We start from the raw sequence: 12,730 nt of genomic DNA, 5'->3' as shown, positions 1-12,730 counted from the left end.
CGGGAAGTCTGATCGACGGGCGCTCAGTCGAACTCGACCTCCACGGCGTTCTCGCTCACATGGAGGTACGTGATCGAGTTCCGACCGCTGCCGCCCGCGATACGGATCTCGATGTCGTCGAGCGTGTCGTCGTGTTCGACGCTGAACGCGCTGCTCTGCGTAGTCAGGGAGTCGAACACGAAGCCGCCACGGAGCGTGACGCTCCCGGCGAGGTCCGTGTCCGAGTTCGGGGCGTACACGACCGCGTCGACGTCGACGGTCCCCTGTCCGGGGCCGTCTTCGAGGAACCCGTCTCGCACGTAGAACTGATTCCGCTGCGCCTCGACGGCGGCGCTCGTCGTACCCACCGTCGCGTCGCCGTTCGCGAACACGGAGCCGTTGACGTAGTACCGGACGACGCCGTCGCCCTCGTTCGTGATCTCGAGTTCGTTCCCGCCGAGGTCAAGATCGCCGTCGACCGCGATCGTGACGTCGCCGCCGCTCGTGTCAAACTCCACCCGCTGGCCGACGTCGACATCGCCGGACGCGTAGTAGGTGCCGCCCGTACAGGGGTCGGCGTCGAAACAGTTCGAGAGCGGCTCGCCGGAGTCCGCACCCTCCTGTAGCGCGGAGTCGATCATCGGCCCGGGCGACGGATGCACCTCGTCCTCCTCGTAGAGCGACTCGTCGAGGCCGCCGTTCCCGTTGTTTCCGTGCGTGTAATCGCCTTCGAGAGAGATCGCCCGGTCGAACACGACCTCGTCCGGCACGACCAAGCGCGCGACCGTCGTCCGATTGCCGTCGTACTTCGTCACCGAGCCGTCGGCGCGCTGGCTGAAGAACTCGTACCACCCCTCGTAGTAGTCGCTCTGTACCTCCACGACGACCGTCCCGTTTTCGAGGGGGTTCGCCGTCTCGGTGACGTTGTCGGTGCCGCCCGACGACCGACGGACGACGCCGGTCCCCGACTGCGGGGTCTGCTCCGTCCCCGTCAGGCGCACGATCGGGAACGTGAGCGTGGTCCCTCGGTAGTGGTACTCCGGCGGCGAGACCATCCGCCCGTAGCCGTTGGAGGCGGTCCAGACGCCGCCGCCCTGCAGCGCGACGGTACGGTCCGATCCGACGTACTCCAGCGTGCCTATCGACCCGTCGTACACCGTCGTCTCGCCGTCGGTTCCGTTTTCGATCCGCACCGTGACGTGCCCGGCGTCCTCGTCGAGGCGAAGTTGTCCGCCGTCGACGCTCCCGAGGTCGAACCGCCGCGCGTCCGTCTCGCCGAGCGCGACGAGGCTGGACTGCGAGGAGAACTGAGACATCCCGTTTTCGACGCTCGCAGACTGGGCCTCGTCGGTGATCAGCCCGAGTGCGACGCTCCCCGTCGCCACCGTGGCCGTCACGGCCGCGATGGTGATTCCTAACAGGAGCACGACGCCGATCACCTCGCTTTGGCCGCGCTCGCTGACTCTCATGCCAGGGCGTACGTCGCCACCGTACTTAACCTCGGACCGTCAGCCATCAGAACTGATACGCAGCTGTGCGGCGTCCGGTGTAACCGGGTGTCGCGTCGGGACGCGCCAGCCACGAAGTTCTTAAACGCGGCCGCCGACGGTTCGGACGAATGTGGGTTCCCGGCTCTCGAAGCGAGAAAGGGCGATTCCAGCGGGCCGCGGCGGTGAACGTCCTCGGGAACCTAGCCAAGATCCTCGTCGAGGGCGCGGCCGGGATCGCGTTCGGGAGCGTCGCGCTCGTCGCCGACGCGGCCCACTCCGTCGCGGATCTGGTCGCGAGCGCCGTCGTCCTGATCTGGGGCGGCGCGCGGTACGACGACGCCGACCCGACTCACCCACACGGTCACCAGCGGATCGAACCGCTGACGGCGCTTTTCGTCGGCGCGACGATCGTGATTCTCGGGCTCCTCCTGTTGCGCGAGTCGATCGTCGGGCTGGTCGGTCCGACCGAGGTCGCGGCGAGCCCGTTCTTGGTCGCCGCGCTGCTTTTCGCGGTGGCCGACATGTACCTCCTCTACTGGTACACGGAGCGGGTGAACGACTCGCTCGGATCCACGGCGCTCACCGCGCTGTCGGCCGACTGTCTCAACGACATCTACACGACGATTGCGGCGCTTGTCGGCATCTTCGGCGTCTTCCTCGAATTTCCCGTCCTCGATCCGCTGGCCGGGGCGCTCGTCAGCGTCCTCGTCGTGTATCAGGGGATCGAGATCGGCCGCGAGAACGTGACGTACCTGGTCGGTGGCGCGCCCCCCGACGCCGACCGCGACCGGATCGTCGCGGCCCTGCGCGATCACCCCGCCGTCGAAGGCGTTCACGATCTCACCGTGTACTACGACGGGACCGATCTGGAGGTCGAAGTCCACGTCGAGGTCGACGGTAGCATGACGCTGCACGACGCCCACGACGTCGAGACGGAACTCGTCACGAGCCTGCGCGCCCTCGACGACGTTGGCGACGTTCACGTGCACCTCGACCCCTCGGGGCTCGGCGAGTGGAAAGACGCCGAGGAGTCGACGACCGGGCCGCCCCGTGGACCGTCCGGCGACGGTCCGTTCTAAGCCTCGGCGGCCGCCTCGATTCGCGCGGATCGGTCGCCCCGCCCGTCCGCCGCACCGCATTTATTCGTCGAGCACCGACGGTCGATATGGCCGCACCCCGCTGGCTGGAGATGACGTGGCGCGAGGGGCTGTTCTGTCACTGGGTAGCCGACCCCGCCGTCGTCGCCGAGACGCTTCCGTCTGGGCTTTCGGTCGCCACGCATGACGGCGACGCCTACCTCGGCGTCGTCGCGTTCGTGATGGACGACATCCGCCCGCGCGGATCGCCGGTCGGGCTCTCGTTCCCGGAGTTGAACCTCCGCACGTACGTCGAGGGGCCGAACGGGCCGGGGGTCTACTTCTACAACCTCGACGCCGCAGACCGGCTCGGCGTCGCGGTCGCACGCCGGCTGTTCGCCCTGCCGTACTACCGCGCCGAGATGTCGGTGCGTCGCGACGGCGACGCGGTCCGGTTCACCAGCCGTCGGGCGCACCGCGATGCCCCGCACGCCCGCTTCGATGCGACCTACAGGCCGGACGGGGAGGCGTTCGTCCCCGATCCGGGATCGCGAGCCGCCTTCCTCGTCGAGAACTACCGGTTTTACACGTCCGGTCGGAGGCTCTACGTCGGAGAGATCGCACACGAGCCCTGGACGCTTCGCGAGGCTCGGGTCGACCTCCGGGCGAACACGCTATTCGAGGCGAACGGGTTTGAGCGACCGGACGGCGAGCCGACCGCACACGTCGCCGACCCGATAGACGTGACGGCGGACCGGATCCGCCGGATCTGATACCGCTCCCGTCGGATCTGAACGGAGCCGCACACCCGCCGAGGACGACCACGGGCCGCGCTGCTCCGCACCGACGGCCGGGACTTATAATGCGTCGCGGACAACCACCGCGTATGACTCTCGGACGCGCGACAGGGGCGGACCGATGACCGCTCAGTCGCTTCATCCCCGCGTACGGATCGTGTGGATCCTCCGTGCGGCGCTCGTCGCCGTGCTCGTCTCCCTCCCAGTCGCCGCCGTGGCCTACCTGGGCTACGTGCCACGATGGTCTGCGGGCGCGGTCGGCGGCGTCGCGCTCGTCGTCGGCGTCGCACACGCCACGTTGAAGTACCGACGCTGGAGCTACGAGATCCGCGAGGACGCGCTGTACCTCGACCGCGGCGTGATCACGCAGGTCCGGACGACCGTCCCGCTGGTGCGAATCCAGCACGTCGACTCGCGCCGCGGGCCGGTCGAGCGCGCCGTCGGCCTCGCCTCCTGTGTGGTGTACACGGCCGGATCGCGGGGAGCGGACGTACAGATCCCGGGACTGACGCCGAGCGGGGCGAGCGACCTTCGCGAGGAGCTGAAACGGCTTGCGATCCGCGCCGACGGGGAGGACGCGGTGTGAGACTCGCGCCCCAGTCGATCCCGTACCGCGCGCTTCAGAAGGTCTCGGGGTTCGTCGTCGTCGGCTTCTTCGTCGTGAACAGCAACGGCTGGGGACTTCCGCTCGCGGTCGGCGTCGCCGGAGCGATGCTCCTCGCCGCCTTCGGCTACGAGACGGCGTACTACCGACGGTTCGACTACGAGTTCGCCGCCGATACCTTCGACATCGCGTCGGGGGTGATCTCTCGCCGCGAGCGAGAGATACCCTACCGACGGATACAGAACGTCGACGTGAGCCAGAGCGTGATCCAGCGGGCGATCGGGATCGCGGCCGTCGATCTGGAGACGGCCGGCGGGTCGAGCACCGAGGGGTCCATCCGGTTCGTCTCGCCGGCCGAGGCGACGCGGATCCGACGCGAGGTCCAGCGTCGAAAGAGCGGCGCGGGCGGCGAGAGCGGAACGGGCGGCGACGCCGACGACCCGGCGACGGCCGGCGTGTCGGGCGGAGCCGCCGACGCTGAGACGGAGCTGTTCGCCATCTCGCCGAAAGAGCTTGCACTCGTCGGCGCGCTGTCGTTCGACGGCCGTCTGATCGGCCTGCTGGCGTTCTTGGGATCCGGTTCCTTCCCGGTGCTCTCGGGGTTCCTCCCGGGCGCTGACGCCGCCGCGCTCACCGCGACGGCGTTCGTCGCCGTCGGCGGGCTGTTCCTCGTGTCGTGGGTGCTCGGCGCGGGCGTCGCGTTCTCGAACTACTACGGGTTCCGGCTCGCGCGAGCCGGCGACGAGTTGCGGTACGAGCGCGGCCTCTTCCGTCGGTACAGCGGGTCGATCCCGACCGAGAAGGTCCAGACGCTCACTATCACGGACAACCCGGCGAAGCGCGCGCTCGGGTACGCGAGCCTCGCCATCGAGACCGCCGGCTACGCCCCGGGACAGAACGGCGATCAGGGGAGCCAGTCGGCGGTCCCGATCGCAGCCGCCGCCCGCGTCTACGGACTCGCCCGCGAGGTGGAGCCGTTCGGCGACCCGCGCTTCGATCGGCCGCCGAAACGGATCCGGTGGCGGTACGCGTTCCGGTACACACTCGGGGTCGCCGTTCTCACCGGAATCGCGTTCGCGACCGACTGGTATCTCGTCGCCGACCTGCCGTGGTTCGGTCTCCTCGTGCTCCTCCCCGCCGTACCGCCCGCCGCGCATCTCAAGTGGAAACACCGCGGCTACTGGCTCGGCGAGGACCACCTGCTCACGCGGAACGGGTTCTGGAGCCGAACCGTGACCGTCGTCCCGTACTATCGAGTGCAAAACGTCATCGACAGTCGCACGGTGTTCCAGCGCCGGTGGGGAGTCGCGACGATCGTCGCCGACACCGCCGGCTCTAGTTCGCTCACCGGCAACGAGGCCGCCGCCGTCGACATCGCGGTCGACGAGGCGGTCGCGCTCCGTGAGACCCTTCGCGAGCGACTCCACGAGGCCGTGTCGGCGCGGCGACGGCAACGGAGCGGATTCGAGTGGATCGAAGGCGACCCCGGAGACGACCCCCCCGACGAGGGCGGCGGGACTCCCGGAGACGGAGACGAGGTTCCCGGAGACGGAGACGAGGTTCCCGAGGACGACACGACGGAGAGCGCTCGAAGCGACACGGCCACCGCCGCCGACGCGGCGACGGTCGAGGCGGACGCCGAAGAGCCGCCGGACGACGGCGTGATCCGACCCGACTTCGCGGGGAGCGACCGCGATTACTCCGAGCCGGCGAAGCGCGTCGACACGGGCAACTACGCGGTCGATCGGTTCCCGTCCGACGCCGACGTGACGCATCGAGACGAAAATGACGACGACAGCGACGCGGACGGCGACGCTGCGGATACTGACGGTGTCTCCGACGACAGCGACGGCAACCACGACAGTGACAGCGACGACAGTGACGACAGCGACGATCATGGCAGACGCACTGAGGACCGTCAGTAACAGTCTTCGCCACGCGAACCGGTGACGTTCTACTCGTCGAGCAGCTGTTGGGCGATGGTGTTTCGGAGCACTTCGCTCGTCCCCTCGTATATCTCGGAGAGCTTCGCGTCTCGGTAGAACCGCTCGGCCGGGAAGTCCTTTGTGTAGCCGTAGCCGCCGTGGATCTGAATCCCTTCGTTGGCGACCTCTCGGGCGATTTCGGAGGCGTACAGCTTCGCCTGCGCGGCCTCCTTCACGAACGACTCGTCGCGCATCTTCAGGTCGGCCGCCTCGTGCATCAACAGCTCCGCGGCCCGGGTCTTGGTGTCCATGTCCGCGAGCTTGTGCTGGATGGCTTGGAAGTCGGCAATGGGGCGGTCGAACTGCTCGCGCTCTTGCGCGTACGACGTCGCTTCGTCGAGCGCGGCGCGAGCGATGCCGACGGAGCGTGCCGCGATGGTTATCCGGCCCCCGTTCAGCGTCTTCAGCGCCTGCACGAACCCCTCTCCCTCGTCCCCGAGGAGCCGATCCTCGGGCAGCCACATGTCATCGAAGCGCAGTTCCGCCGTGGGACACCCCTTGTCACCGAGCTTCTTTTCCGTCCCCTCGACGACGAACCCCTCGTCTTCGTCGGGACGGACGACGAACGCGGAGATCCCATCTCGGCCGGCGTCAGGATCCGTCTTCGCGAAGAGGACGACCGTGTCGGCGACGGACCCGTTCGATATCCACAGCTTCCCGCCGTTCACGACGTAGCCGTCGCCGTCCCGCTCGGCGACCGTGGACATGGCCGGAACGTCGGAGCCGGCCTCGGCCTCCGAGAGCGCGAACGCGCCGACGTCGTCGCCAGCGGCGAGCGGCGTGAGGTACTCCGACTTTTGGGCTTCGTCACCGAAGTCGTACACCATGGTACCGGCGAGAGAGGTGTGGGCGGCGACGATCGTGCCGAGCCCGCCCGACCCGCGGGCGATCTCCGCGAGCCCGAGCACGTAGCTGTGGTAATCGAGTCCGGAACCGCCGTACTCGACGGGGAACGGCATCCCCATGAACCCGAGGTCGGCCATTTCGTCTATCAGGTCCGCGGGGAACTCGTCCGTCTCGTCGATGTCGGCGGCGCGCGGGACGACCTCCTCGTCGACGAACGACGCGACGGTGTCACGGATTTGTCGCTGCTCCGCTGAGAGCGTTAGCTCCATAGCGAATGCTTCCCCCACGGTGACTTAGCCGTTGCCACGATGATCGTTCGCGCGGGTTCGTTCCCGATGCGGACGCCGCGTATCGCTTCGATTCGGCCGCTCCCCTCCGCCGTTCCACGAGGCTTTTTATGCGTTGTGACGTAAGGGCCGATACCCGAATGAGCGGACGATCACACGGCCCCGTCGAACCCGACCTCTCGTGGTGTCACGAGGCGGTGCAAGGCGTCTCCCGAACCTTTGCGCTGACCGTCGACGTGTTAGAGGAGCCGATGGCCTCGCAGATCTGCGTGGGATACCTCCTCTGTCGGGTCGCCGACACCGTCGAAGACGCGGGGCACATCCCGCCCGCCGCCCAGAGCGACGTGTTGCGGACGTACCGCCGCGCGATCGACCCCGACAGCGACGTCGACATCGCGACGTTCCGCGAGGCGGTCGACGAGTGGCTCCCGGCTCCCGAAAAACGCGACGAGGACTGGGAGGTCGTCGCCGAGGCACCCACGATCGTGGCGACGTTCGAAGAACTCGACCCCGAGGCCCGCGCCGCGATCGTCCCGCCCGTCATCGAGATGGTCGACGGGATGGCGATGTTCGTCGACCGTCATGCCACCGAGGGCGGTCTCCGGATAGACGACCGCGAGGAGCTAGAACAGTACTGTTACTACGCCGCCGGCACCGTCGGCAACCTCATCACGAACCTCCTCACCCGCGGCGACGTCACCGAGGACCGCGCGAAGCGGCTCCGCGACACCGCAGAGGAGTTTGGCCTCCTCTTACAGCTCGTGAACGTCTCGAAAGACGTGTACGACGACTACACCGAAGAGAACAACGTCTACCTCCCGGCGGAGTGGCTCGCCGACGAAGGCGTCGACCAAGAGCGCGTCGTCCACCCGGCGAACCGCGAATCGTCGGCCCGCGTGGTCGACCGCACCGCCGATCTCGCGCGCTCGTTCCTCGACGACGCGCAGGCGTACCTCGAGACGATGCCGCTCTCGAACGGGAACACGATTGAGGCGTGGACGGTTCCGTATCTGCTAGCCGTGGGCACGCTCCGCGAGCTCAGCTCGCGCCCGGAAGACGCGCTCACCGAGACCGGCGTGAAGATATCCAGAAAAGAGGTGTTCGCCGTGATGTCGGTCGCCGGCGAAGCGGGGCGCGACTCGCTCGCGGACCTCCGGAAGACCATCTCCCGAACGCCGTTCCACAGGGCCGTCGAACCGGCGGACTGACCGCGTTCGACGCCTGTTTCCTACTCGGTCTCGGCTCACGTTCACAGCCGAGAGCGCGCCCGCGGAACCGACGGCACGCCGACACCGATCGTGTCCGCGAGCGCTTCGGCCGCACTCAACAGCCACTCCGCGCGCTCGATCCGCGAGTCGAGATCGCCCGGGCCGATCCGGTAGGCCTCGACGAGTTCCTCGACGGTCGCCCCGTCGATCCACTCGTCGAGGATCCGCGCCGTCTTCACAGACTCCAGCCACTCCTCGAAGGCGTCCGTCTCGTGCATCTCTGTCGTCAACACGCCGGCGTGTCGCCGCGCAAACCGGTACATCTCGGCGCGCTCTTCGTTGCCGAGGTACGTGTCCTGCATATCGGGCGTGTCACATATCAGTTCGAAGGCGGTGAGTGTCGTCGCGTTCGGCATGGCCGCGGCTGTTCGCAGGCCGTCGACAATTCGCTCGCCCGTCTCCGGTCGGACGTACTGTCGCGAGGTCGTCTCGCCGACCGACGTGGCGATGAGCCGATAGTCGTCGACACCGCCCGTCGTCTCCCTCTGGACCATGTCGGCCGAGACGAGGGCGTCCACGGCGACGCCGACCGCGTCGGCCAGTCCACCGGCACCCGTCTCGCGGGCGTAGAAGGTCCCCTCGAACACGTCGAGGATCTCAGCTTCTGTCTCGGCGAAGCCGGTGGCGATAGCAGAGAGGACGTGCGTCCGAAGCGAGGCCGGGTCGGCGAGCGTCGATTCGACGGCCTCGGGCTCGCCGTCGACGTACCGCTCGACGAGTTCGTCTCTGGTGTCTGCCGCGCCGACGAGGACGGCCTCTCCGTGCGGGTCGAGGCCGGGGCGGCCGGCTCGCCCGCACATCTGGTGGACTTCGAGGGTCGGGAGCCACTCCATTCTCGACCCGGAGTAGCGCTTCTGGTCGCGGACGACGACGCGGCGCGCCGGGACGTTGACGCCCGCCGCGAGCGTCGGCGTCGCACAGATGCAGGCGACGTCGCGGTCGCGAAACGCCGATTCGACCACGGCTCGGTGACCGGAGCGGAGCCCGGCGTGGTGGAACGCGACGCCCGATCGAAGACAGTCGGCGAGCTGGCGTCCGGTCACTGTCCCGTCGACCGCGCCGGCCTCGTCGGCGGCCGCGGCCGCGGCAGTTTCTATCCCCATCCGTTCTGCGAGACCGTCGGCGGCGAGCCGCTCCGCCAGCGACACCGCCTCCGCCCGCGACCGAACGAACGCGAGACACTGGCCGCCCTCGGCGACCGTGTCTGCGACGAGCGCAGCCGCGACCTCGGTGTCGTCGGGTCCCGTCTCGCCGTCGTCGTCGCCGCCAGCGTCACCGGTGCTGTTGCCCGTGTCACCGCCGCCACTGCTGGCGTCACCGCCGCCACTGCTGGCGTCACCGTCGCGTCCGTTGGCCCGATCCGGTTCGTCGAGCGGGACCTCGCGGGTCGTCCCGTCGTCGAACGCGACCGATCCGCCGACGGCAACGCCGGTACGGAGATCGACCGGTCGCCAGTCCGACTCGATGAGCGTCGCGTCCAGCCATCCCGCGATCGCCTCCGGATTGTCGACGGTCGCCGAGAGCGCGACGACCTGTACGTCGGGGTTCTGTCGACGGAGCGTCGCGATCGTTACTTCGAGGGTCGGGCCGCGACGCTCCGCGTCGAGGAGGTGCACTTCGTCGACGACGACACAGGCCAACTCGTCGACCCACGACGCGCCGTTTCGGATCGCCGAATCGACCTTCTCCGACGTGGCGACGATGACGTCGTTGCCGGCGAGATCCTCACCTGACGCGTCAAAGTCGCCGGTTGAGATCCCCACCTCGAGGCCGGGGAGCGACGCGAACGACTCGTACTTTTCGCGGGCGAGCGCTCGGAGCGGGCAGACGTACAACCCCGGGCCGTCTGCGGTCAGCAGGCCCAACTGTGCGATGAACGTCTTGCCGGAGGCGGTCGGGATGGCCGCGACGACGTTCGAACCCTCACAGACCCCCGCGTCGACCGCGGCCGCCTGCGGCGGGTACAGCTCTCGGACCCCGCGATCGGCGAAGTGATCGACGGACGACGCGGAAAGCGGAAGGTCCCGAACGCGCATTCGACCGTCGATTCGGCGTGGTAGTATTTAAACAGTCGCCGCGGAATCCGGGCGTCGGGTGTCGACGTTTCGACGGTGCGGGCCGTCGCCGGTCACTCCTCAACGTCGAACTCGGAGAATAGCCGCTCGAAGTCGTCGTCTTCGGTCACCGCTTCAAGCGAGTTGTCCGCCTTCGATCGGAGGTTCTCGATACGCTCCGTCAGATCTTGGTACTCCTCGTTGTCCGCCAGCTCCGTGGCGCTCTTTTCCGTTTCTAGTATCGCCTTCTTCGAGGTCAACGAGAACAGTTCCTGTACGTCCGTGTCGTACTCGCCGCGGCGCAACAGGCCGTCTACCGTCTCGCGGAGGGTGTCGCTCGTGACCGGCTTCACGAGGTAGTCGTCGAATCCCATCTGCAAGATGTCGAAGTCCGGCTCGACCGCGGTGACCATCGCCACGCGACAGTCGATCCCGCGCTCTCTGACGGCTGCGAGCACTTCGTCCCCGGAGAGACCGGGCATCCGCCTGTCGAGGAGAATCGCGTCCACGTCGTCGTCGGCCTCGTCGATCTGATCGAGCGCTTCCTGACCACCGTACGCGGTCAACACGCTATAATCGTCGCTGAGCCACGCTGCGTACAGGTCGGCCAGGTCGGGCTCGTCCTCGACCACGAGGACGAGCGGCGATTGCTCACTCATGAATGACCGGAGCGACGAGGTGTTCGCTCACACGATTGGTCTCTGCGCGGCCTATATTAAAATACCTTTTCTGGCCCGCGTCGCCGCTTTCGTCTCTCGGCGGTCGAGGGGGCCGACTCCCGCTCACGTCACTCGTTCGGGCTGTAGTTCGGGGCTTCGTCGGTGATCATCACGTCGTGCGGATGGCCTTCCGTCTGACCGGCGCTCGAAACGCGGACGAACTCGGCGCGCTCGTGGAGTCCGGGAATCGTCTCTGCGCCCACGTATCCCATTCCGGACCGCATTCCCCCCGTGAGCTGGTGGAGTTCGGAGGCGAGGCTTCCCTTGTACGGCGTCGCGGCCTCGACGCCCTCCGGGACGAACTCCTCGTCTTCGCTCTCCTCTTTCAGGTACCGGTCGCCGCCGCCGGATTTCATCGCGCCGACGGAGCCCATCCCGCGATACTGTTTGTACTTTTTCCCCTGCATCGTGATGACGCGCCCCGGTGCCTCGTCGGTACCGGCGAAGTACGACCCGAGCATGACCGCGTTTGCTCCGGCGGCGAGCGCCTTGATCGCGTCACCGGAGTAGCGAATCCCCCCGTCGGCGATCACGGGGACGTCGTGTTCGGCCGCCACGTCTGCGACCTCGGAGACCGCGGTCATCTGCGGCATCCCCGCACCGCTCACCACGCGAGTCGTACAGATCGAGCCGGGGCCGATACCGACTTTCAGTCCGTCTGCGAAGTCGACGGCGGCCTCGGCGGCCTCGCGCGTTCCGACGTTGCCGACGACGACGTCGGCGTCGACCGTCTCTTTGATCGCCCGCGCCGAGTCGAGCACGTTGAGGTTGTGGGCGTGGGCACAATCGATGAATATCACGTCGACGTCCGCCTCGTCGGCCGCGACCGCGCGCTCCTCCTCGAACGGACCGACGGCGACGCCGGCGATCAGACGGCCTCGTTCGTCGCGTGCCGCCTCCTCGTGCTCGCGTCGCTGTAAGATGCCCTGCATCGTGACGAGTCCGACGAGGCCGTCGTCGTCGTCGACGATCGGGACCCGCTCGATCTTGTGGTCGTACATTAGTTCGAGCGCCTCGCGGGCGTCGACGTCTTCCGGCGCGGTGATCACTTCGTCGGTCATGGCCTCGCTTACGGCGTCGTCCTCGCCGACTTCGAGGTACGGCCGGATGTCGGTCCCGGAGATGATCCCGAGGACGGTATCGTCGTCGTCGACGACGGGCGCGCCGGAGACGCCTTCTCGTTCCATCAGCGTGTCGGCGTCGCGAACCGTGTCGTCCGGTGAGACGGTCACGACGTTCTCGCGGCGGATGACGAGCTCGTGCGCGCGCTTGACGCGTTCGACTTCCGTCGCCGTCTCTTCGACGGTCATGTTTCGGTGGAGGACCCCGAGACCACCCTCGCGGGCCATCGCGATCGCGAGGTCGCTCTCGGTGACGGTGTCCATCGCCGCCGAGAGGACCGGAACGGTGAGTTCGACGTTCTTCGAGACGTACGAAGAGAGGTCGGCGTCGTCGGGCTCGACTCGGCTCTCTTTCGGACGGAGGAGCACGTCGTCGAACGTCAACGCCTCTGGAACGTCCAGCTTCGCGGAGAACTGACCAGAATCTGTCGCCATATAAACCGTCGTGACCCCCCGATAAAAAGCGTTGCGAGTCAGCACAGACGTGCACGTCGTTGTCATCCA

The 12,730-nt window shown here is 67.7% G+C and carries 10 protein-coding genes; 5 read left to right on the top strand and 5 right to left on the bottom strand.

Features of this window, described 5'->3' with window-relative positions; genetic code table 11:
* Positions 1 to 23: 23 nt before the first annotated feature.
* On the bottom strand, positions 24 to 1,448 hold the full coding sequence (locus EP28_RS03330) for a DUF7289 family protein (protein WP_049982577.1): 1,425 nt from the start codon (positions 1,446 to 1,448) through the stop codon (positions 24 to 26).
* Positions 1,449 to 1,597: 149 nt separating this feature from the next.
* Here EP28_RS03330 and EP28_RS03325 point away from each other — a divergent pair, with 149 nt between their 5' ends.
* From EP28_RS03325 to EP28_RS03310, 4 genes are all read left to right on the top strand, one after another.
* Entirely contained in the window at positions 1,598 to 2,548 is a 951-nt protein-coding gene (locus EP28_RS03325; protein ID WP_049982576.1) for a cation diffusion facilitator family transporter, read from the top strand.
* An 86-nt stretch (positions 2,549 to 2,634) separates the two neighbouring features.
* Positions 2,635 to 3,318: a YqjF family protein gene (locus tag EP28_RS03320; protein WP_049982575.1), complete on the top strand. Its 684-nt coding sequence runs from the start codon at positions 2,635 to 2,637 to the stop codon at positions 3,316 to 3,318.
* A gap of 145 nt (positions 3,319 to 3,463) precedes the next feature.
* Positions 3,464 to 3,928 (top strand): PH domain-containing protein, encoded by a 465-nt coding sequence (locus EP28_RS03315; RefSeq protein WP_049982574.1) that lies wholly within the window; start codon positions 3,464 to 3,466, stop codon positions 3,926 to 3,928.
* Positions 3,925 to 5,871, top strand: coding sequence for a PH domain-containing protein (locus tag EP28_RS03310; protein WP_049982573.1), 1,947 nt, complete (start codon positions 3,925 to 3,927; stop codon positions 5,869 to 5,871). The genes EP28_RS03315 and EP28_RS03310 overlap by 4 nt, the downstream gene beginning before the upstream one ends.
* A gap of 29 nt (positions 5,872 to 5,900) precedes the next feature.
* Here the strand turns inward: EP28_RS03310 and EP28_RS03305 are convergent, their stop codons facing one another.
* Positions 5,901 to 7,046: an acyl-CoA dehydrogenase family protein gene (locus tag EP28_RS03305; protein ID WP_049982572.1), complete on the bottom strand. Its 1,146-nt coding sequence runs from the start codon at positions 7,044 to 7,046 to the stop codon at positions 5,901 to 5,903.
* 158 nt (positions 7,047 to 7,204) lie between these two features.
* Here EP28_RS03305 and EP28_RS03300 point away from each other — a divergent pair, with 158 nt between their 5' ends.
* The gene (locus tag EP28_RS03300; RefSeq protein ID WP_049982571.1) at positions 7,205 to 8,272 is read left to right on the top strand and encodes a phytoene/squalene synthase family protein; all 1,068 of its coding nucleotides are present in this window, start codon (positions 7,205 to 7,207) and stop codon (positions 8,270 to 8,272) included.
* 41 nt (positions 8,273 to 8,313) lie between these two features.
* On the opposite strand, the gene EP28_RS03295 is transcribed toward EP28_RS03300, so the two are convergent.
* The 3 genes from EP28_RS03295 to guaB form a co-directional block, all read right to left on the bottom strand.
* A complete protein-coding gene (locus EP28_RS03295) occupies positions 8,314 to 10,368 on the bottom strand; it encodes a DEAD/DEAH box helicase (RefSeq protein WP_049982570.1) in 2,055 nt (684 codons plus the stop codon).
* Between the two features lie 92 nt (positions 10,369 to 10,460).
* Positions 10,461 to 11,045, bottom strand: a complete 585-nt coding sequence (locus EP28_RS03290; RefSeq protein WP_049982569.1) for a HalX domain-containing protein — start codon at positions 11,043 to 11,045, stop codon at positions 10,461 to 10,463.
* Positions 11,046 to 11,173: 128 nt separating this feature from the next.
* Positions 11,174 to 12,661 carry an IMP dehydrogenase gene (gene guaB, locus EP28_RS03285; protein WP_049982568.1) on the bottom strand — a complete coding sequence of 496 codons (1,488 nt, stop codon included), beginning with the start codon at positions 12,659 to 12,661 and terminating at the stop codon, positions 11,174 to 11,176.
* Positions 12,662 to 12,730: the final 69 nt, after the last annotated feature.

Source organism: Halorubrum sp. BV1 (assembly GCF_000746205.1).
Taxonomy (GTDB): Archaea; Halobacteriota; Halobacteria; order Halobacteriales; family Haloferacaceae; genus Halorubrum.
This window is presented reverse-complemented; position numbering and strand designations above follow the sequence as displayed.

Excerpts from the sequence above, each read along its gene's own strand:
- EP28_RS03330 (WP_049982577.1), bottom strand. The coding sequence starts at position 1,448 with ATGAGAGTCAGCGAGCGCGGCCAAAGCGAGGTGATCGGCGTCGTGCTC.
- EP28_RS03325 (WP_049982576.1), top strand. The coding sequence starts at position 1,598 with ATGTGGGTTCCCGGCTCTCGAAGCGAGAAAGGGCGATTCCAGCGGGCC.
- EP28_RS03320 (WP_049982575.1), top strand. The coding sequence starts at position 2,635 with ATGGCCGCACCCCGCTGGCTGGAGATGACGTGGCGCGAGGGGCTGTTC.
- EP28_RS03315 (WP_049982574.1), top strand. The coding sequence starts at position 3,464 with ATGACCGCTCAGTCGCTTCATCCCCGCGTACGGATCGTGTGGATCCTC.
- EP28_RS03305 (WP_049982572.1), bottom strand. The coding sequence starts at position 7,046 with ATGGAGCTAACGCTCTCAGCGGAGCAGCGACAAATCCGTGACACCGTC.
- EP28_RS03300 (WP_049982571.1), top strand. The coding sequence starts at position 7,205 with ATGAGCGGACGATCACACGGCCCCGTCGAACCCGACCTCTCGTGGTGT.
- EP28_RS03295 (WP_049982570.1), bottom strand. The coding sequence starts at position 10,368 with ATGCGCGTTCGGGACCTTCCGCTTTCCGCGTCGTCCGTCGATCACTTC.
- EP28_RS03290 (WP_049982569.1), bottom strand. The coding sequence starts at position 11,045 with ATGAGTGAGCAATCGCCGCTCGTCCTCGTGGTCGAGGACGAGCCCGAC.
- guaB (WP_049982568.1), bottom strand. The coding sequence starts at position 12,661 with ATGGCGACAGATTCTGGTCAGTTCTCCGCGAAGCTGGACGTTCCAGAG.